The sequence below is a fragment of the Caulobacter sp. GW821-FHT05F04 genome, assembly GCF_059419665.1.
This window is the reverse complement of the sequence record NZ_JBWKSF010000010.1, coordinates 148,444-168,102: the sequence shown is the minus strand read 5'-3', so window position 1 is coordinate 168,102 and position 19,659 is coordinate 148,444. Positions and strand designations below refer to the sequence as shown.

Below are 19,659 nucleotides of genomic sequence, written 5' to 3'. Positions count from 1 at the left end.
TGGCGAGCTGTCGCCAGATCTAGCGACGATCAAGTTTCGTGTCGTCGCGCTCCGGTCGATTGACAAACCGATGTTCCGCGACTGAAGTGCCGCGGCCTTCGCGAATGAGACGCGATAGGCGCTAGTGAACCGCCATACGACTCTGTGGGGAGAGACGCGTGACGATCGACGACACCGTCGCCCCGATAAGCGGGATGAGGGCTGGCGCGCCCATCTGGTCGGCCGCGACCCTGCCATGGCGACTGGCCGAGGCCGCCGCCGCCGGCGCCCTGGCCGGCGTGCTGATGATTCTGGTCTGGCTGGATCTGCGGCCGGACCTGCCGGTCGCCGCCACCCGCGCCTTTTTCTGGATCAAGGCGATCTATCCCGCCGCCGTCGCTCTCTGCGCCCTGGCCGCCGCGACCCTGTTGGCGCGCGCGTGCGTCGGCGGGTTCCGAGCCTTGGCCGGGGCGGGGGCCCTGGCCTGCGCCATGCTGATCGCCGCCGCCGTCCAGGCGTCCGGCGCGGGCGCCGAGGCGCTCACCGCCCCCGACTGGCCGAGCGCCGCCACCTGTCTTGGCGACATCCTGGTCATCGCCGCGCCGATGCTGGCCCTGGTGGCGGCCGGGTTGCGCGACATCGACCTGGAGCGGCCCGCGTTCACCGGTTTCGCCTGCGGCCTGTTCTGCGGGGGCGTCGCGGCGACGGTCGACGGCCTGCACTGCTGGCAGGGAACCTACGCGTTCGTGGGGCCCTGGTTCACCCTGGCCATGCTGCTCTGCGGCGCGGTCGGGGCCGGCGCGGCCAAGCTGCTCGCCCGCCGCCGCCTTTTTCTCGCGGCCGCCGAATAGCAAGAGGCCTCCCGGATCGCGCCGGGAGGCCTCTTCGTCTTCAACGGATCGACGCCTACTCGGCGGCGGCCTTGGCCGCGTCGCCGCCGAACTTGGCGTGCAGTTCGCCCGAGTGGTAGCGCTTGGCCATGGTCGCGGTCGACAGCGCCTTGATCTTGTCGGCGTGGCCGGCCGAGCCGAACTCGACGAAGCGGGCCTGGCAGACCTTGCGCATGGCTTCCTTGGCGGGCTTCAGATAGGCGCGCGGGTCGAACTCGCCCGGCTTCTCGACCAGGATCTTGCGGATCGCGCCGGTGATGGCCATGCGGTTGTCGGTGTCGACATTGATCTTGCGCACGCCGTGCTTGATGCCGCGCTGGATCTCTTCGACCGGCACGCCCCAGGTCTGGGGCATCTCGCCGCCGTACTGGTTGATGATGTCCTGCAGGTCCTGCGGGACCGACGACGAGCCGTGCATTACCAGGTGGGTGTTGGGCAGGCGGCGGTGGATTTCCTCGATCACGTTCATGGCCAGGACGTCGCCGTCCGGCTTGCGCGTGAACTTGTAGGCGCCATGACTGGTGCCCATGGCGATGGCCAGGGCGTCGACGCCGGTCTGGGCGACGAAGTCGACCGCCTGGTCCGGATCGGTCAGCAGCTCGTCATGGCTGAGCTTGCCCTCGAAGCCGTGGCCGTCCTCGGCTTCGCCCATGCCGGTTTCCAGGCTTCCCAGCACGCCAAGTTCACCTTCGACCGAGACGCCGCAGCTGTGGGCCATCTGGACCACCTTGCGGGTGACCTCGACATTGTACTCGTAGGAGGCCGGGGTCTTGGCGTCTTCCATCAGCGAGCCGTCCATCATCACCGAGGTGAAGCCGTACTGGATCGCCGTGGCGCAGGTCGCCGGGCCGTTGCCGTGGTCCTGGTGCATGCAGACCGGGATGTGCGGATAGATGTCGACCAGAGCGTCGATCATCTTGGCTAGCATGATGTCGTTGGCGTAGTTCCGCGCCCCACGCGACGCCTGGATGATCACGGGCGAGTTGACGGCCTCGGCCGCCTCCATGATCGCCAGGCCCTGTTCCATGTTGTTGATATTGAAGGCGGGCAAGCCGTACTCATGCTCGGCGGCATGGTCCAACAGCTGGCGCAGCGTGATGCGAGCCACGTAGTTCTCTCCTGCAAGCGTTAAGTGGTTGGGTCGTTTCTTGTTTTTGGGGCCGTGACGCTTGTGCGTTCTCTGCCCGTTTGGTCAGTCTGCGTACTTAAACTCTTCCGATCTTCCCGGCGAATGCCGGGACCCAGATCCCAAGGCGCTTGGGCTGATTGGAAGAACGCGGTGTTCTTGGAAATCGCTTCAGCGCTCGTCCATCTGGGCCCCGGCATTCGCCGGGGAGATCGGAGAAAACTAGTCAGATTCTCAAGCCTCCAAGGCCGCGACGCCCGGAAGCGTCTTGCCCTCCATCCATTCCAGGAACGCGCCGCCGGCGGTCGAGACGAACGTCATGTCGGCCGACACGCCCGCGTGGTTCAGGGCCGACACCGTATCACCGCCGCCGGCCACGGCCACGATCTTACCCGATTTCGCCAGTTGCGCGGCGTGCTTTGCCGCCGAAACGGTCGCCTCGTCGAACGGAGGGACTTCAAACACGCCCAGCGGGCCGTTCCAGATCAGGGTCTTGCTGGCGTCCATGGCCGCCAGCAGGGTCTTCACCGTCTCGGGGCCGGCGTCCAGGATCAGGTCGTCGGGCTGGACGTCATAGACATTGCGGGTCTCGGCGTGGACGCCCGGCTTGACGCTCTTGGCCACCACCACGTCGGTCGGCAGCAGCAGCTTGCAGCCGGCCGCGCCCGCCAGGTCGATGATTTCCAGGGCGGTGTCGGCCAGGTCGGGCTCGCACAGCGAGGCGCCGACATCGATCTTGGCCGCGTGCAGGAAGGTGTTGGCCATGCCGCCGCCGATGGCCAGATAGTCCAGCTTGGTCACCAGGTTGCGCAGCAAATCCAGCTTGGTCGAGACCTTGGAGCCGCCGACGATGCCGATCACCGGCTTCTTGGGATTGCCCAGGGCGGCGTCCAGGGCTTCCAGCTCGCGCTGCATCGCCAGGCCCGGATAGGCCGGCAGCAGGTGGGCCAGGCCTTCGGTCGAGGCGTGCGCGCGGTGGGCGGCGCTGAAGGCGTCGTTGACATAGACGTCGCCGTTGGCGGCCAGGGCCTTGGCGAACGCGGGATCGTTCTTCTCTTCGCCGGCGTGGAAGCGGACGTTTTCCAGCAGGGCCACGCCGCCGCTTTCCAGACTGTCGACGACCTTGGCGGCTTCAGAGCCGATGCAATCGCTGGCGAAGGCGACCGGCTGCTCCAGCAGCGCCGACAGCGGCTCGGCCACGAAGGCCAGGCTCATCTCCGGAACGACCTTGCCCTTGGGGCGGTCGAAGTGGGCCAGCAGCACGACCTTGGCGCCTTGCTGGGACAGGTAGTGGATGGTCGGCAGGGCCGCGCGCAGGCGGGTGTCGTCGGTGATCTTCCCGCCATCGACCGGCACGTTGAAGTCCACCCGGACCAGGGCGCGCTTGCCGGCGAGATCGGCGGTGTCGAGGGTGCGGAAGGTCATCGGTCGTCCTGCGGTGGGTGAACCTCGTCCTTCGACAAGCTCAGGATGAGGTTCAAGAGATCGGCAATAGCCCTCATCCTGAGCCTGTCGAAGGACGAGGGCGGGCCAAGGAAAACCCCGCTCCTTGCGAGAGCGGGGTTTGGTGGTGCGTTCCTTACAGGAACTTCGCCATCTCAAGAGCGGTGTCGCTCATGCGGGTCGCGAAGCCCCACTCGTTGTCGTACCAGCTGAGCACGCGGACCAGCTTGCCCTCGATGACCTGGGTCTGGGGCAGGGCGGCCGTCGAGCTGGCGGCGATGTGGTTCAGGTCCGACGAGACCAGCGGGTCGGTCGTGGTGAACAGCACGCCCTTCATCGGACCGTCGGCGGCGGCCTGCAGGGCGGCGTTGACCTCGGCGGCGTCGGTGTCGCGCGTCGGCACGACCTTCAGGTCGATGACCGAGACGTTCGGGGTCGGGACGCGGATCGAGCTGCCGTCCAGCTTGCCCTTCAGTTCCGGCAGAACCAGGCCCAGGGCCTTGGCGGCGCCGGTCGAGGTCGGGATCATGCTCAGGGCCGCGGCGCGGGCGCGATAGAGGTCCTTGTGCATGGTGTCCAGCGTCGGCTGGTCGCCGGTGTAGCTGTGGATCGTGGTCATGTAGCCACGCTCGATGCCGACCAGGTCGTGCAGGACCTTGGCGACCGGGGCCAGGGCGTTGGTGGTGCACGAACCGTTCGAGACGACGATGTCGTCGGCGGTCAGGGTCTCGTGGTTGACCTTGTAGACGATGGTCTTGTCGGCCCCGTCCGCGGGAGCGGACACCAATACGCGCTTGGCGCCGGCTTCCAGGTGCAGGGCGGCCTTGTCGCGGGCGGTGAAGATGCCGGTGCACTCGAACGCGATGTCGACGTTCAGTTCCTTGTGCGGCAGATCCTTGGGATCACGGATCGCCGTGACCTTGATCTTGCCCATGCCGACGTCGATCCAGTCCTCGCCCGAGGTGACCACGCCCGGGAAGCGACCGTGGACGCTGTCGTAGCGCAGCAGGTGGGCGTTGGTCTCGACGGGACCCAGGTCGTTGATGGAGACGACCTCGATGTCGCGGCGGCCATGCTCGGCGATGGAGCGCAGGACCAGACGTCCGATGCGGCCGAAGCCGTTGATGGCGACGCGAATAGCCATGGGTCGTTCTCCTGTTATGACCGCGCGATCGAGTTCGATCGGCGTTCCCTATTTGGGTGCGCGTTTTGCGGGGGAAAGGCGCTGAGTCAAGGCCTAGAAACTGACACGGCTTCGGTAAATGCTGCTATGGGCTCCGCGCCGCCCAAATGTCGCCCTGACGACTGGCATAGACGGGGCTCATCTATATGTTGCGTCGCATGATTGGAAATCGCCGATGATCCCGGCCGACGGTACGGCCCTCGACCTGGCCGTGCGCCGTCTGGAGCGCGCGGTGGCTCAGCTTGAGCAGCGCCAGGCGGCCAGGGCCGCCGAGGTCGAGCGCGCGCTTGCGGCCGCCGCCGCTGCTCCCGCCGCGTCGTCGTCCCCCGCCGAGCCGGGCCTCTTCGATGACGAAGAGCGCACGCGCCTGGTCGCCGACCTGGAAGCCGCCCGCGAACGTGAAAAGGCGCTGGAGGAAGCCGGCGAGCAGGCCTCCGCCGCCCTGGGCCGCGCCATCGCGGAAATCCGTTCCGCGCTCGGCGACGAGTTCGTGGCCAATGATGACCACGCGCATGACGACGACGAAGCCGAGGACGCCGTCGCGCCGCTGCAGGACGACGACCTGTTCGACGCGCCCAAGGCAGGCGATCCCAAAGTCCGCGATCGGGGGGAGGCCTGACGCATGGCCCAAGTGACCATCCACGTGAACGGCCGGCCCTACATGGTTGGCTGCGAGGACGGCCAGGAGCCGCATCTCTCGGAACTGGCGCGGCTGTTCGACCGCCAGGTCCGCCAGGTCAGCTCCGACGTCGGCCAGTTGGGCGAGACGCGGCTGTTCCTGATGGGCGCCCTGCTGCTGGCCGACGAGCTGTCGGACATGAAGCTGCGCCTGGCCCACGCCAACGCCGAGATCGCCCGCCTGAACCAGGACGGCACCAAGGCCGAGATCGCCGCCATCCGCGCGCTGGACGCGGCCGCCGAGAAGATCGAGAAGCTGGCGGCGGAGTAGGCGCTCCGCTCGCTATAACTTGAGGTTGTTCTCTCCGCTGTATTCCCTACCCTCGGGGCTTGTTTCGGAAGAGGGCTTCGATGAGAGTGCTGGCGACGTTCGGGCTTCTGGGCTTGGCCTTGAGCGGCCCCGCCATAGCGGCGGATTCCACTGCCGCCGCGTTCGGCGCGCGCGAATACATCCAGCAGATCAGCCTGTCGCCCGACGGCCAGAAGGTGGCGATGATCGTCCCGACCGCGGGGCGCGGCGTCCACCTTGAGGTGGTCGACACGGCCGCTTCCGGCCCGCCTAAGCCGATCCTCGCCTCCAGCGGCAGCCCCGAACGGCTGACGAGCTGCCGTTGGTCGACCAATACGCGCCTGGTCTGCCAGATCTATGTCGTCGTGAAGGACGCCCAGAACCGCCTGGGCTTCACCCGCCTGATCGCGATCAACAGCGACGGGGGCGACCTGAAGGTGCTCAGCGCCCAGACAAACGACCGCTCGTTGCGGATGTCGCAGAACGGCGGCGTGGTGATCGACTGGGCCACCGACGACGCGCCGGGCGGGATCCTGATGACCCGCGACCATGTGCCGGAGCGCGGCACTGGCACCCACCTGGCCAACGAAGACGACGGCCTGGGCGTCGATCGCGTCGACACGACAACCTTGGCTCGCCGGTCCGTCGAGAAGTCAAACCTCAACGCCATCGAATATATCAGCGATGGGCGCGGGACCGTCCGGGTGATGGGCGTTCGGCCGACGCGGTCGTCGGGCTACGCCAGCGACAGGATCCTCTATTTCTATCGCCAGCCTGAACGCCGCGACTGGCTGCCGTTGGGCCAGCTGACCCTCGGCGCCACGGGCTACAGCGGCTTCAGCCCCGAAGCCGTCGATCCCAAGCTCAATGTCGTCTACGGCTTCGACGTCAAGGACGGCCGCCTGGCCTTGTACAAGACGGCGCTGGACGACAGCCTCAAGCGCGACCTGGTGCTGGCGCGGCCCGACGTCGACGTTACGGGCCTTGTTCGGATCGGTCGCCAGAGCCGCGTGGTCGGCGTCTCCTACGTCACCGACAAGCGCGAGACCGAATTCTTCGACCCCGACTTGCGCAAGTTGGGTCTGGCGCTGGGCAAGGCGCTGCCGGGTCGCCTGATCACGTTCGTCGACGCCTCGGCCGACGAGTCCAAGCTGCTGCTGTTCGCCGGCAGCGACAGCGATCCGGGCCTCTACTACCTTTATGACAAGACCACCCGGAACCTGCAGGAGCTGATCGCCGCCCGGCCGCAGCTGGAAAAGTTGAAGCTGGCCACGGTGAAGGCGGTGACCTATCCGGCCGCCGACGGCACGCAGATCCCTGGCTACCTGACCCTGCCGCCGGGCAGCGACGGCAAGAACCTGCCGGCGATCGTCATGCCGCACGGCGGCCCCGGCGCGCGCGACGAATGGGGCTTCGACTGGCTCGCCCAGTATTTCGCCCAGCAGGGCTACGCCGTCTTGCAACCCAACTATCGAGGCTCGGCCGGCTATGGCGCCGACTGGTTCCAGAAGAACGGCTTCCAGTCCTGGCGCACCGCGATCGGCGATGTGAATGACGGCGGCCGCTGGCTCGCCCAGCAGGGGATCGCCGCGCCGGGCAAGCTGGCCATCGTCGGCTGGTCGTACGGGGGATACGCGGCGCTGCAGTCGGCGGTGCTGGATCCGGACCTCTTCAAGGCTATCGTGGCGATCGCGCCGGTCACCGATCTGGAGACCCTGCGCGCCGAGTCGCTGAACTTCACCAACTACCTCCAGGTCAGTGAATTCATCGGCAAGGGCCCGCACGTGACCGAGGGCTCGCCCGCCCAGAACGCCGCGAAGATCAAGGCGCCGGTCCTGCTGTTCCATGGCGACCTCGACGCCAATGTCGGGATCGGCGAGTCGCGGCTGATGGAGCGCAAGCTGCGGGACGCGGGACGCAAGGCCGAGTTGGTCGAGTTCAAGGGATTGGACCACCAGCTCAACGACGACACGGCGCGAACCGAGATGCTGACCAAGACCGACGCCTTCCTGAAGGCGTCGCTGGGCCTCTGATCGTCGCCTGCGACGCGGGCGCCTCTATCGCTGGGGCTCCCGACCCCCTATATTGATCCACGGCGGGTCTTGCTGTGGCTCTCGTCGAAGATTTCTATTCCCAGGGACCTTAATCTCTCTATCGGGACCTGTTCCCTCTCGTGGCCGTGGCTGCGGGAACACGGGGCCCACCTGTTACTGACAGGTTCGAGTGGATTGAAACGTCTTCACGGTTCTTCGCGGCGCCGCCACCTTTCTTCCCGAAGCGATGGTCTCCTATAAGCGACGGATGGCGATCACCGATCCTGTCGCGGCCAAGACGGCCCTGCGCGTCTTTCTGCGCAACCAGCGCAAGCAGCTGGCGCTGGAGCACCCCGAAGCCGACTGGATGATCGCCGAGGTGGCGCGCGAGCCGCTGGCGCGACTGTTCCCCGATCCCGCTGGTAAGGTCGCCGCGCTCTATCACGGGCTTGGCTCGGAGGTGTCGCCGCGCATCCTGGCCGACCAGATGCGGGAGGCCGGTTGGACGATCGCCCTGCCGGCCGTCGAGGACGCCGAGACGCGCCGCATGGTGTTCCGCGCCTGGGACGTCGGCCAGCCGCTGGTCCATGACGCCATCGGCCTGCGCGGTCCTCCGCCGACCCAGCCGGTCGTGCTGCCGGACCTGGTCATCACGCCGCTGCTGGCCTTCCAGCGCGACGGCCTGCGCCTGGGGCAGGGCGGCGGCTATTACGACCGGGCGCTGGAAGCCCTGAGGGCTCGCAAGTCCGTTGTCGTGCTGGGCCTGGCCTACAGTGGCCAGCAGGCGGAGAATTTGCCGCACGAGCCGCACGATCAAAGGCTGGACGCTATTCTCACCGAAAAAGAGTATATCGCGGTCAATGACATGGGCCGCCCAGGCCCTCCTTAAGGACTTTCGATGCGTTTCGCCTTCTTCGGCGATGTCGTCGGCAAGTCGGGCCGCGACGGCCTGGCCGACCATCTGCCCGATCTTCGCCGCCGGCTCTCCCTCGAGTTCGTGATCATCAACGCCGAGAACGCCGCGGCCGGCTTCGGCATCACCGAGAACACCGCACGCGAGCTGTTCGAGGCTGGCGCCGACTGCCTGACCCTGGGCAATCACAGCTGGGACCAGCGCGAGGCTCTCACCTATATCGTCCGCGAGCCGCGCCTGATCCGGCCGGCCAACTACCCGATCCTGTCCGACGCCCCGGGGCGCGGCAGCCATCTCTTCCAGACCGACAGTGGCAAGACGGTGTTTGTCGTCAACCTGCTGGGCCGGGTGCACATGGACGCCATGGACGACCCGTTCGCCGCCGCCGACCGTGAGCTGGACAAGGCCCCGCTGGGCCAGGTGGCCGACGCGGTGATCGTCGACATGCACTGCGAGGCGACGTCGGAGAAGATGGCCATGGGCCACTATTGCGACGGCCGCGCCTCGCTGGTGGTCGGCACCCACACCCACGTCCCGACCGCCGACTGCCAGGTGCTGCCGGGCGGCACCGCCTACCAGACCGACGCCGGCGCCTGCGCCGACTATGACAGCGTCATCGGCAACCAGAAGGAAGAGCCTCTGCGGCGCTTCACCACCAAGATCAGCGGCGGGCGCTACACGCCGGCCTCGGGGCCGGCGACGGTGTGCGGCGTGTTCGTCGAGACCGACGACCGCACGGGCCTGGCGGTGCGTGTCGAGCCGATCCGCGTCGGCGGGCGGCTGCGGCAGTCGATCCCGGAAGTCGCCTAAGCGGTCGGGAAGTATTGGAAGAACGGCTCGGCCTCGGCCAATACGCGCTGGACCGAGGGGCGGCTCTTCAGGCGCTCCAGATAGGCCAGGCACAGCGGCCAGCGGTTCCCAAAGGGCGCTTCTGGCGCCTGGACCTTGTCGGCGTAGAACAGCGCCGGCATCGCCGCGCAGTCGGCCAGGCCGAAGTCGCCGCACATCCAGTCGCGGCCGTCGGCCAGTTCCTTTTCCAGGTGATCGCAGGCCGTGGCCAGTTGGGCGTAGGACTCCCGGACGCCGTACGGATCCCTGCCAGCCTCCGCCGGCCGGATGCGATCGGCGACGATGCGCTGCATCGGGTGATGGATGTAGTGGTCGAAGAAGCGGTCCCAGAACCGCGTCCGCCAGGCCAGGTCCGGGTCCCGCGGTACGAACCGCACGCGGCCCGGATAGCGCAGGTCCAGATAGTCGAGGATGACGCTGGTCTCGAGCACGGTCTCGTCGCGGGCCTCATCGCGCAGCGCCGGCATCTTGCCCATCGGCGACAGCTTCAGGAACGCCTCGCGCCCGGACGGATCGCCCAGGTTGACCATCACGTTCCCGAAGGCGATGTCGTTCTCGTAGAGGCCGATCAGCACCTTCCAGCAGAACGAGGACAGCGGGTGGGCGTGTAGCGTCAGGCTCATCGGTCGCTCCCTGATACTTAAGTTATCGCCTAACTATCATCGGGGCGGGACGAAGTGCAAGCGCCGGCCGGCGCCCCTTGGGGGTGACAAAACCCGCCCTCGGGGGCTAGAAGCGCCCACACTCCATTTTTCAGACCAGAGACAGAGCCTCCGAATGGCCGGCCACTCGAAATTCAAGAACATCATGCACCGCAAGGGCCGCGCCGACGCCGCGCGCTCCAAGCTGTTCTCCAAGCTGTCGCGGGAAATCACCGTCGCGGCCAAGACCGGCCTGCCCGACCCGGCCATGAACCCGCGCCTGCGCCTGGCCGTGAACAACGCCAAGGCCGAGAGCCTGCCCAAGGACGTCATCGACCGCGCGATCAAGAAGTCGCAGATGGGCGACGCGGCCGACTATTCGGAAATCCGCTATGAAGGCGTCGCCGCCGGCGGCGTCGGCATCATCGTCGAGGTGCTGACCGACAACAAGAACCGCGCCGCCGCAAACGTCCGGTCCTACTTCACCAAGATCGGCGGCAACATGGGGGCCACCGGCTCGGTGACCTTCAACTTCGATCACGTCGGCCAGATCACCTACCCGGCCAAGGCCGCGTCGGAAGACGCCATGATGGAAGCCGCCATCGAGGCCGGCGCCGACGATGTCACCTCGGACATGGACGAGGAGGGCGAAGGCCACACCATCTACACCGCCTTCGAAAGCCTGAACGAGGTGGCCGCCGCCCTGGAAGCCAAGTTCGGCGCGGCGTCGAACACCAAGATCGCCTGGCGCCCGAAGATGCAGGTGCCGGTCACGGGCGACTCGGTCGCCACCCTGATGAAGCTGCTCGACCTGCTGGACGACGACGACGACGTCCAGAACGTCTATTCGAACGAAGACATCAGCGACGAAGACCTGGCCAAGCTGGGCTGACGCTCTTGGGGGAGGTCGAATGGGCCTCCCCTTCTTACTTCCAGTATTTCCAGCGACGAGGCCCCGGTGACCTTTTCCGCCCCGAACGCCCTGGCTGAAGTCGACCTGCCCGGCCTGCCCAACCACTATCGCGGCAAGGTGCGGGACAATTACGACCTGCCGGACGGCCGCCGGGTGATCGTGGCGTCCGACCGTCTCAGCGCCTTCGACCGCATCCTGTGCGCCGTGCCGTACAAGGGCCAGGTGCTGACCCAGACGGCGCGCTACTGGTTCGACGCCACCGCCGATATCTGCCCCAACCACGTCCTGGCCTATCCGGACCCGAACGTGCTGATCGGCCGGCGTCTGGAGATGCTGCCGGTCGAACTGGTGGTGCGCGGCTATCTGGCCGGGACCACCTCGACCTCGATCCTGACGCTCTACAACAAGGGCGAGCGCGAAATGTATGGCGTGCGACTGCCCGACGGCCTGCGCGCCAACCAGCGCCTGCCCGAGCCGATCCTGACCCCCACCAGCAAGGCCGCCGACGGCGACCACGACGCGCCGCTGTCGCCCGCCCATATCCTGGAACAGGGCCTGCTGACGCCCGAGCAGTGGGACCAGCTCAGCGCCTACGCCCTGGCCCTGTTCGCGCGCGGCCAGGCCCTGGCGGCCGAGCGCGGGCTGATCCTGGCCGACACCAAGTACGAGTTCGGCCTCGACGCCGACGGCGCCATCGTCCTGGCCGACGAGATCCACACCCCCGACAGCAGCCGCTTCTGGAAGGCGGCGACCTACGACGCCAGGTTCGCGGCCGGCGAGCGCCCCGACAGCTTCGACAAGGACTTCGTCCGCGCCTGGGTGGCCCAGCGCTGCGATCCCTACAACGACCCGATCCCAGAAATCCCCACGGACCTGATCCGGCAGACCTCGGACGTCTATATCGAGGCGTTCGAGACGATCACCGGCCAGGCGTTCCAGCGCCCCGCGGCGGACGAGCCGATGATGGCGCGGGTGAAGCGGAATTTGGACGCCTACCTGGCGGGTTAGGCGGGGATTGATCTCTCTCGCCGCTCTTCTCGCCGTCATGGGGCGCGGCTAGACTGCGGACATGGTCCTGCGGGTTCACATCGACACCGATTGCGGCGTGGACGACGCCCTGGCGCTGACGCTTCTGGCCCGCGCGCGACAGGCCGTGGACGTGGTCTCGGTCTCGGCCGTGTTCGGCAACACCTATGTCGACCAGGCCGCCGCCAACGCCCGGGGCGTGCTGCGGCTGGCCGGCTGCGGGGCCGAGGTCTATATCGGCGCCGGCTCGGGCCTGGCCCGCCGGCGGGTCGAGCGGATGCGGCCCGCCCACGGAGTCGACGGCCTGAACGGCGCGGGCTTCTCGCAGCGCTGGAAGCTGCCCGAGCTGGAGCGCGGCCATTCGGCCAACTTCCTGGCCTTCGCCGCGCGTCGCAAGGTGATGGGGCTGTTCCTCGGCCCCCTGACCAACCTGGCCAAGGGGCTGCTGGAAGACCCCGCCGCCTTCCGCGACTGGCGGCCGACGATCATGGCCGGCGCCTTCGAGGTGGCCGGCAAGGCGGCCGGCGGCGCCGACTTCAACAGCTGGAGCGACCCGGAGGCCCTGCAGCGCACGCTGGAGGGCCGGGTCATGCCGCGCCTGATGCCGATGGACGTCACGCACCAGGTGTCGGTCACCGCCGAGGACCTGGCCAAGGGCGCGGCCTGCTGCGGCTCGCCTTTGTCCCAGCGCCTGATCAAGGCGGCCGGGCCCTATATCGCCTTCCATCAGCAGGTCTGGGGCGGCGAAGGCTGTCGGCCGCACGACTCGGTGGCGGCCGCCAGCCTGATCGCGCCCGAGCTCTTCAGCTTCACGCCCGCGCGCCTGCGGGTGGTCGTCGACGGCGAGCGCCTGGGCCGCGTCGACCGCATCGACGGCGCGCCCAACGCCGAGGTCTGCACGGGCCTCGACGTCGCCGCCGTCAAGCGCCTGATCCTGGGCGGCCTGTTCGGCTGGAGCGCGGTGGAGGCGGCTTGAGTCTCGCCCCGGCTTCCTAATGCGGCTGGCGCCACTGGGCGGCGCGTTCGCGGACCAGCTCGCGCATGAACTGGTCGAGCTCGGCCAGACGGCGATCCATCTCGCCCACCGGCACGCCGTTCCAGACCGAGTGATCATAGGCCGACCGCGCTTCGCGAAGATTTTCGCCGGCCTGGTAGCGCTCGGTTATGTAGAGGGTCTCAAGAAGCTTGGTCGGTCGGTCGAGCTTCTCGTGCTTCATCGACCAGTAGCTGACCATGTACTCGGCCAGGATGCCGTCGTCCGATGTCTCGACCATCGTCCGTCTCCCTTTACGCTGGAGCGGAGATAGGGAGATCGGACGACGGTTCCAGAGGCGAGGGGCGTCTATTTGCCGCCCGCGTAGTCCTTGATCAGGGCGTAGAGGAAGTCGCGGCCGTCATAGAGCGACTTGACCCGGATGCGCTCGTTCAGGCCGTGGATGCCGTCGCCGTCCGAGCTGCCGAACAGGCCCGAGACGCCATAGGTCGGGATGCCGGCGGCGTTGGTGTGGACGCCGTCGGTGGCGCCGGTCAGCAGGATCGGCACGATCGGAACGCCGGGCCACAGCTTGGCGGCTTCCTTCTCGATCGGGCCCATGATGGCCGGCGTCAGGGGCGGCGGCGGCGAGACGCTGTTGGGCTCGTGGGCCAGAGTCACGGCGACGGGCGCGCCCGCCAGTTCGGCCAGCTTGGTCCGGACCTCCTCGACCGGCGTGCCCGGCAGGATGCGGCAGTTGACGTTGGCCGTGGCGCGCTGGGGCAGGGCGTTGGGCGCGTGTCCGGCATTGACCATCGTGGCCACGCAGGTGGTGCGCAGCATCGAGTTCCACATCGGGTCGGCGGTCACCGTCTTCAGAGCGGCGGGATCGTTGATGTTGGCGACCAGCGCCTTCATCGCCGCCGCCTGCTCGGCCGGCACGCGGGCCTGCATCTTGGTGAAGTAGCCGCGCGTGGCGTCGTTGAAGCGCGGCGGGAAGCCATAGGCGCCGATCCGGTCCAGGCCCGCCGACAGCTGGTAGATGGCGTTGGCCGGGACGGGGCGGCTGGAGTGGCCGCCGGGATTGGTCACGGTCAGGGTGAAGTCCTGATAGACCTTCTCGCCGCCCTGGACCTCCAGCACGACGGGCTTGTCATGCTCGTCCAGCAGGCCGTCGGCGCCTTCGTTCAGGGCGAATTCGGCGTCGACCAGCGGGCGGTGGTTCTTCACCAGGTCCTCGATGCCGTTATAGGCCTCGCTCTCTTCGCCACAGGTCAGGGCCATCTTGATGTCGCGCCTGGGCTTGAAGCCGGCCTGCTTCAGGCGGACCAGGCTGTCGACCCAGATGGCCGCCTGGGCCTTATCGTCCGAGGTCCCGCGCCCGAAGAAGTAGCCGTTCTCCTCGACCAGCTTGAACGGGTCGCGGGTCCAGTCGGCGCGGTTGGCCTCGACCACGTCGATATGGGCCAGCAGCAGCATGGGCCTGGATTTCGGATCGGTCCCGTGAAGGATCGCCACCAGGCTGCCCTCCTTGGGATGGCCGTCGGCGACCACCACCTTGACGTCGGCCTCGGGGAAGCCCGCCGCCTTCAGCCGCGCGCCCATCGCCTCTGCCGCTTGGGTGCAACTGCCGACCGACAGGGTGGTGTTGATCTCGACCAGCTCCTTGTAGAGGTCGCGGAAGGCCAGTTGGTCGGGGCGGACGGTCTTGGGCGGTTCGGCGACCTGCGCGCTCGCCGTCGTCGCGAGGGCCACAAGGGCGCCCGCCGTCATCCACACCGACCGTTTCATCCGTACTCTCCCCAATGAACCTGGGCGCGAGGAGAGCCCGCCAGCGCTCGCGGCGCAAGGGCCGCCGTTAACGCCTCGTTAGCAAAGGACTGGCTTTTCGTGGGGCCGGGAAAAGGCGATGGTGCGAGAACACATGATGAACGCGAATCGCACGCCAATCCGAATCCTGGGGCTCGATCCCGGTCTGCGCCGCACCGGCTGGGGCGTGCTGACGGTCGAGGGCTCGCGCATGAGCCATGTCGCCCACGGGGTGATCGTTCCCGACGAGAAGGCTGACTTCGCCCAGCGCCTGCTGCATCTGTTCGAGGGCATCTGCGCGGTGATCGAGCAGCACAAGCCCGACGAGGCGGCGGTCGAGGAGGTGTTCCTCAACACCAACGCTCAGTCGACGCTGAAGCTGGGCCACGCCCGCGCCGCCGCCCTGATCGCGCCGGCCCGCGCCGGGCTGCTGGTCGCTGAGTATTCCACGCGTCTGGTCAAGAAGGCGGTGGTCGGCACCGGCGCGGCCGACAAGGCCCAGATCGGCTTCATGATCGCTCGCCTGCTGCCCACGGCCGGCAAGACCACGGCCGACTGCGCCGACGCCCTGGCCGTCGCCGTCACCCACGCCAATCTGCGCGTCGCCAATCGGAGGGTCGCATGATCGGAAGATTGCGGGGCGCCGTCGCCGAGGTCGGCGAGGAAGAGGCCCTGATCGACGTCATGGGCGTCGGCTACGTCGTCCGCTGCGGCCACCGCACGCTTCAGCGCCTGCCGGCCCTGGGCGAGGAGACCTTGCTGCACATCGAGAGCCAGTGGAGCGAGAGCGCGGGCCTGCGGCTCTACGGCTTCGCCACGCGCGAGGATCGCAAGGCCTTCGTGCTGTTGCAGGCGATTCAGGGCGTTGGACCCAAGGCCGCCATGGCGGTGCTGGACGTGCTGTCTCCGGCGGAGCTGGCGTCGGCGGTGGCCCGCGAGGACAAGGCCGCTGTCGGCCGCGCCAACGGCGTGGGACCCAAGCTGGCCCTGCGCATCGTCACCGAACTGAAGGACAAGCCGATCACCGACGGGCCGGTGCTGACAGCCGCCCCGGCCTCGGGCGCGACCGCCGCGCTCGCCAAGCCCGCGCCCACCGGCGACGCCGTCGCCGCCCTCATGGGCCTGGGCGTCGCCGAGGTGAACGCTCGCCGCGTGGTGGAGGCCGCCGCCGATCGCCTGGGCGAAGAGGCGACGGTGCAGGCGCTGATCAAGGCCGGCCTGCAGGAGCTTGGGCGATGACCCGCGTCATCTCCGGCGAGCCGCAGCACGGCGACCAGGTTCCCGCGACCGACCGCGCCTTGCGCCCGCAGACCCTGGCCGAGTTCGTCGGTCAGGAGCAGGCCAAGGGTAATCTGCGCATCTTCATCGAGGCCGCCAAGGGGCGGGCCGAATCCCTGGACCACGTGCTGCTGTTCGGTCCGCCGGGCCTGGGCAAGACCACCCTGGCCCAGATCATCGCCCGCGAACTGGGCGTCAATTTCCGCGCCACCTCCGGCCCGGTGCTGAACAAGCCGGGCGACCTGGCCGCGATCCTGACCAATCTCGAGCCGAACGACGTCCTGTTCATCGACGAGATCCACCGCCTGTCGTCGAACGTCGAGGAAATCCTCTATCCGGCCATGGAGGACCATGTGCTGGATCTCGTCATCGGCGAGGGACCCTCGGCGCGCTCGATCCGCATCGACCTGGCGCCCTTCACCCTGGTGGCGGCGACGACGCGAGCGGGGATGCTGGCCACGCCCTTGCGCGACCGCTTCGGCATTCCGATTCGGCTGGAGTTCTACACCCCGGCCGAGCTGCGCCACGTGCTGCTGGGCGCGGCCCGCAAGATGGGCGCGCCGCTGTCCGAGGACGGCGCCGACGAGATCGCCAAGCGGGCTCGCGGCACCCCGCGGGTCGCCGGCCGTCTGCTGCGCCGTGTCCGCGATTTCGCCGAGGCCGACGGCGCGGCCGTCATCGACCGCAAGGCCGCCGGCCTGGCGCTCGCCCGGCTTGAAGTAGACGAAGTGGGCCTCGACAGTCTCGACCGCCGCTATCTGCGCGCCCTGATCGAGCACTATGGCGGCGGCCCGGCCGGGGTCGAGACCATCGCCTACGCCATCGCCGAGGCCCGCGACGCCGTCGAGGACGTCATCGAGCCCTATCTGATGCAGCAGGGCTTCATCCAGCGCACGCCGCGCGGGCGGGTGGCCTGCGGCAAGGCCTATCTGCACCTGGGTCTCAAGGCGCCGCCGGCCCCGACGGGGCAGGGCGGTTTGTTCGACGAGTAGCGGCCATGCGCAAAGCCGCCGTCATGCTGCAGGTCGTGGCCACCCTGGTCATCTCGGTCCTGGCGATCCGCGCGGCCGGCGGCTCGTCCTCGGCGATGATCCTGCAGGTCGCCGCCGGCGTGGTCGGGGCGCTCTCGGCGATCGTTATCGCCTGGCGCGTCCGGCCGCCGGGGCGCATCGCCGCCGTGATCGTCCTCGCGCTGACGCTGGCCATCGAGGCCTACATCCTGGTCGCCGGCGTCTCGATGGAAGGCGTCCGCCGCTGGGTGGCCGTCGGACCGCTGCAACTGCACGCCGCCTCGCTGCTGGTCCCGCTGGCCGCCTGGACCGCCGCTCAGCGCCTCGACGCCATCGTCGCCTTACTGCTGGCCGCGACCCTGATCGTCCTCGCCGCCCAGCCCGACGCGGCGTCCGTGCTGGCCCTGACCCTGGCGCTCGGCGTCGTGGCCCTGGTCGACAAGTCCAAGCGCCGCCTGGCCGGGATCCTCGCCGTCATCGGCGGGGCTGGCGTCGCCTGGGCGCTGAGCCGTCCCGATCCCCTGCCGGCCGTCGACCACGTCGAACTGGTTGTCCGTCGCGCCTTCGAGGTCTCGCCGACCTTGGGCCCGCTCGCGGCGGTCGCGCTGATCGCCGTGCCGATGGCCATGCTCTGGAGTCGCCGCGCCCCCGCCGCCCTGGCCCTCGCCGCCGCCTGGGCCGGCTTCGTCCTGGCCAACCTGATCGCCAACTATCCCGCGCCGGTGATCGGGGCGGGGGCGGCGCCGGTGCTGGGGTGGTTGATGTCGATGGGGCTGACGTTCGCGACGCCAGCGGCTAAGCAGTCCTCATGACGACCCCGCCCGAACCCACCGCTCCTGAACCGACGGCCGGCGTGTTCTCCGGCCGCGAGCATCAGCTGCCCGTGCGAATCTATTACGAGGACACCGACTTCTCGGGGATCGTCTATCACGCCAACTACCTGCGCTACATGGAGCGGGGGCGCAGCGACTTCTTCCGCATGGTCGGAATCTCGCACACCGCGCTGGCCAAGGCCGACACGGCGTTCGCGATCATCCACATGACGCTGGACTTCAAGCGCTCGGCGCGGATCGACGACGCGCTGATCGTGCGCACGACCTATGACCGGGTGAAGGGCGCGCGGCTCTATGTCAGCCAGAAGGTGACGCGCGGCGACGAGGTGCTGGTCGAGGCCCGGGGCGAGGCGATCTGCATCACCCTGGACGGCCGTCCGCGTCGTCCGACGGCGGAGATGCTGGCGCAGCTGGCGCCGTGGCTGATCAGCGACGACGAATAAACAAACAGCGTTTTTCGGGATCGCTCGACGATTGTCATAGTTTCACCCAAGCGTCGCTTCATGCCATACGGCGCGTGATAAGAGTTTCAGACGCCCCAACGGAGCCATAACCCGCATGGACGCCTCGGCAGCCGCCCCGAATTTCTCGTTCTTCGCCCTGTTCATGCAGGCCGACTGGGTCGTGAAGGCCGTCATGATCGGCCTGATCCTGGCGTCTCTGGGCTCGTGGGCCGTGATTCTGGACAAGCTGGTTCGCTTCGCGGGCCTGAACCGCGCCGCCGACCGCTTCGAGGAGCAGGTCTCGGGCGGGCGTTCGCTCGAGGACGTCGCGGGCGAGGCCGGCGCCAATCCGCGCCACGCCCTGCCGCGCATGCTGCAGGCGGCGCTGAAGGAATGGCGCGACGCCAAGACCAAGGGCGCCATGAGCGAGAATCAGGCCGGTTTCCTGATCGCCCGCATCGACCGCATCCTAGACGCCCAGATCGCCCGCGAGAACGCCAAGGTCGAGGAAGGCCTGGGCAGCCTGGCCATCGTCGCCACGGCCAGCCCGTTCATCGGCCTGTTCGGCACGGTCTGGGGCATCATGCACGCCTTCCAGAACATCGCGATCTCGAAGAACACCTCGCTGGCCGTCGTGGCCCCGTCGATCGCCGAGGCGCTGTTCGCCACGGCCGTCGGCCTGATCGCCGCCATCCCGGCCTATATCGCCTACAACAAGTTCTCGACCGACGCGGGCAAGTACGCCGGCCGCCTGGAAGGCTTCGCCGACGATCTGTCGACCGCGATCCAGCGCCGCCTGTCGGACCGGGTCTAGGCCGATGGCGATGTCGTCCAATGACGCCTTCGCGACCGGCGGCGGCCGGGGCCGTCGTCGTCGCGGTCGCCGCTCGCGCGGGGCCCTGTCCGAGATCAACGTCACCCCGCTGGTCGACGTGATGCTGGTGCTGCTGATCATCTTCATGATCAGCGCGCCGCTGCTGACCGCCGGCGTGCCGCTGGAGCTGCCCAAGACCGAAGCCGCCGCCCTGCAGAACCAGGACGAGCCGATCACCGTGTCGATCAACCGCGAGGGCAAGATCTTCGTCGGTGAGACCGAGATCCCGTTCCAGAACCTGGCCCCGCGCCTGAACGCGATCGCCGGCAGCGGCTACGACAAGCCGATCTTCGTCCGCGCCGACGGCGGGGCGACCTATGCGGTCGTCGCCCAGGTGATGGCGGGCCTGTCGAACGCGGGCTTCAACAAGATCAACCTGATCACCGAGACGGGCGGTCCCTCCACGGGCGCGGCGCCGAAGGATGCTCAGCCGGAGGGCTCGGGCGACCTGCGGCCGGCGCAATAGGGGCGGCCAG

General features: G+C 68.3%; 22 protein-coding genes and 1 pseudogene. 16 read left to right on the top strand and 7 right to left on the bottom strand.

Annotated elements, in window-relative coordinates; all coding sequences use genetic code 11:
- Positions 1-158 precede the first annotated feature (158 nt).
- Positions 159-830, top strand: a complete 672-nt coding sequence (locus AC07R7_RS23055; protein ID WP_494636722.1) for an NrsF family protein — start codon at positions 159-161, stop codon at positions 828-830.
- A 55-nt stretch (positions 831-885) separates the two neighbouring features.
- Here the strand turns inward: AC07R7_RS23055 and fba are convergent, their stop codons facing one another.
- From fba to gap, 4 genes and pseudogenes are all read right to left on the bottom strand, one after another.
- Entirely contained in the window at positions 886-1,977 is a 1,092-nt protein-coding gene (gene fba / locus AC07R7_RS23050; protein ID WP_492886880.1) for a class II fructose-bisphosphate aldolase, read from the bottom strand.
- A 252-nt stretch (positions 1,978-2,229) separates the two neighbouring features.
- Positions 2,230-3,420 (bottom strand): phosphoglycerate kinase, encoded by a 1,191-nt coding sequence (locus tag AC07R7_RS23045; protein WP_494636737.1) that lies wholly within the window; start codon positions 3,418-3,420, stop codon positions 2,230-2,232.
- A gap of 21 nt (positions 3,421-3,441) precedes the next feature.
- Positions 3,442-3,519: pseudogene (locus tag AC07R7_RS23040) on the bottom strand (hypothetical protein); the annotation flags it as partial.
- A gap of 55 nt (positions 3,520-3,574) precedes the next feature.
- A complete protein-coding gene (gap, locus tag AC07R7_RS23035) occupies positions 3,575-4,582 on the bottom strand; it encodes a type I glyceraldehyde-3-phosphate dehydrogenase (RefSeq protein WP_099575968.1) in 1,008 nt (335 codons plus the stop codon).
- Between the two features lie 214 nt (positions 4,583-4,796).
- Here gap and AC07R7_RS23030 point away from each other — a divergent pair, with 214 nt between their 5' ends.
- The 5 genes from AC07R7_RS23030 (at position 4,797) to AC07R7_RS23010 (ending at position 9,344) form a co-directional block, all read left to right on the top strand.
- Positions 4,797-5,240: a hypothetical protein gene (locus AC07R7_RS23030; protein WP_494636721.1), complete on the top strand. Its 444-nt coding sequence runs from the start codon at positions 4,797-4,799 to the stop codon at positions 5,238-5,240.
- A gap of 3 nt (positions 5,241-5,243) precedes the next feature.
- Positions 5,244-5,570, top strand: a complete 327-nt coding sequence (locus AC07R7_RS23025; protein ID WP_099575970.1) for a cell division protein ZapA — start codon at positions 5,244-5,246, stop codon at positions 5,568-5,570.
- 80 nt (positions 5,571-5,650) lie between these two features.
- Positions 5,651-7,621: an alpha/beta hydrolase family protein gene (locus tag AC07R7_RS23020; RefSeq protein WP_494636720.1), complete on the top strand. Its 1,971-nt coding sequence runs from the start codon at positions 5,651-5,653 to the stop codon at positions 7,619-7,621.
- Positions 7,622-7,889: 268 nt separating this feature from the next.
- The gene (locus AC07R7_RS23015; protein ID WP_494636719.1) at positions 7,890-8,510 is read left to right on the top strand and encodes a 5-formyltetrahydrofolate cyclo-ligase; all 621 of its coding nucleotides are present in this window, start codon (positions 7,890-7,892) and stop codon (positions 8,508-8,510) included.
- A gap of 9 nt (positions 8,511-8,519) precedes the next feature.
- Positions 8,520-9,344 (top strand): TIGR00282 family metallophosphoesterase, encoded by an 825-nt coding sequence (locus tag AC07R7_RS23010; RefSeq protein ID WP_492886870.1) that lies wholly within the window; start codon positions 8,520-8,522, stop codon positions 9,342-9,344.
- Here AC07R7_RS23010 and AC07R7_RS23005 read toward each other — a convergent pair.
- A complete protein-coding gene (locus tag AC07R7_RS23005; protein WP_494636718.1) occupies positions 9,341-10,006 on the bottom strand; it encodes a glutathione S-transferase family protein in 666 nt (221 codons plus the stop codon). The two genes, AC07R7_RS23010 and AC07R7_RS23005, sit on opposite strands and share 4 nt — an antisense overlap.
- A 154-nt stretch (positions 10,007-10,160) precedes the next feature.
- On the opposite strand from AC07R7_RS23005, the gene AC07R7_RS23000 reads away from it, so the two are divergent.
- The 3 genes from AC07R7_RS23000 to AC07R7_RS22990 all read left to right on the top strand — a co-directional run bounded on the left by AC07R7_RS23000 (position 10,161) and on the right by AC07R7_RS22990 (position 12,939).
- Positions 10,161-10,916, top strand: a complete 756-nt coding sequence (locus AC07R7_RS23000) for a YebC/PmpR family DNA-binding transcriptional regulator (protein WP_492886866.1) — start codon at positions 10,161-10,163, stop codon at positions 10,914-10,916.
- 66 nt (positions 10,917-10,982) lie between these two features.
- Positions 10,983-11,945 (top strand): phosphoribosylaminoimidazolesuccinocarboxamide synthase, encoded by a 963-nt coding sequence (locus tag AC07R7_RS22995; protein ID WP_494636717.1) that lies wholly within the window; start codon positions 10,983-10,985, stop codon positions 11,943-11,945.
- 61 nt (positions 11,946-12,006) lie between these two features.
- The gene (locus AC07R7_RS22990) at positions 12,007-12,939 is read left to right on the top strand and encodes a nucleoside hydrolase (RefSeq protein ID WP_494636716.1); all 933 of its coding nucleotides are present in this window, start codon (positions 12,007-12,009) and stop codon (positions 12,937-12,939) included.
- A 16-nt stretch (positions 12,940-12,955) separates the two neighbouring features.
- Here AC07R7_RS22990 and AC07R7_RS22985 read toward each other — a convergent pair whose 3' ends face one another.
- Positions 12,956-13,237: a hypothetical protein gene (locus AC07R7_RS22985; protein WP_494636715.1), complete on the bottom strand. Its 282-nt coding sequence runs from the start codon at positions 13,235-13,237 to the stop codon at positions 12,956-12,958.
- Between the two features lie 68 nt (positions 13,238-13,305).
- Complete coding sequence (locus tag AC07R7_RS22980) at positions 13,306-14,727, bottom strand: M20/M25/M40 family metallo-hydrolase (RefSeq protein WP_494636714.1); 1,422 nt, start codon at positions 14,725-14,727, stop codon at positions 13,306-13,308.
- A gap of 121 nt (positions 14,728-14,848) precedes the next feature.
- Between AC07R7_RS22980 and ruvC the strand changes: the two genes are divergently transcribed.
- The 7 genes from ruvC to AC07R7_RS22945 all read left to right on the top strand — a co-directional run bounded on the left by ruvC (position 14,849) and on the right by AC07R7_RS22945 (position 19,649).
- Positions 14,849-15,370, top strand: coding sequence for a crossover junction endodeoxyribonuclease RuvC (gene ruvC, locus AC07R7_RS22975; RefSeq protein ID WP_494636736.1), 522 nt, complete (start codon positions 14,849-14,851; stop codon positions 15,368-15,370).
- Positions 15,367-15,984 (top strand): Holliday junction branch migration protein RuvA, encoded by a 618-nt coding sequence (gene ruvA / locus AC07R7_RS22970; protein WP_494636713.1) that lies wholly within the window; start codon positions 15,367-15,369, stop codon positions 15,982-15,984. Before ruvC ends, ruvA begins: the two co-directional genes overlap by 4 nt.
- A complete protein-coding gene (gene ruvB / locus AC07R7_RS22965; RefSeq protein ID WP_494636712.1) occupies positions 15,981-17,015 on the top strand; it encodes a Holliday junction branch migration DNA helicase RuvB in 1,035 nt (344 codons plus the stop codon). Before ruvA ends, ruvB begins: the two co-directional genes overlap by 4 nt.
- A gap of 5 nt (positions 17,016-17,020) precedes the next feature.
- Positions 17,021-17,845: an FtsW/RodA/SpoVE family cell cycle protein gene (locus tag AC07R7_RS22960; RefSeq protein WP_494636711.1), complete on the top strand. Its 825-nt coding sequence runs from the start codon at positions 17,021-17,023 to the stop codon at positions 17,843-17,845.
- Complete coding sequence (gene ybgC, locus AC07R7_RS22955) at positions 17,842-18,309, top strand: tol-pal system-associated acyl-CoA thioesterase (protein ID WP_494636710.1); 468 nt, start codon at positions 17,842-17,844, stop codon at positions 18,307-18,309. The genes AC07R7_RS22960 and ybgC overlap by 4 nt, the downstream gene beginning before the upstream one ends.
- Positions 18,310-18,424: 115 nt before the next feature.
- Entirely contained in the window at positions 18,425-19,123 is a 699-nt protein-coding gene (gene tolQ, locus AC07R7_RS22950; protein WP_125159123.1) for a protein TolQ, read from the top strand.
- Between the two features lie 4 nt (positions 19,124-19,127).
- Positions 19,128-19,649 (top strand): ExbD/TolR family protein, encoded by a 522-nt coding sequence (locus tag AC07R7_RS22945; protein WP_494636709.1) that lies wholly within the window; start codon positions 19,128-19,130, stop codon positions 19,647-19,649.
- Positions 19,650-19,659: the final 10 nt, after the last annotated feature.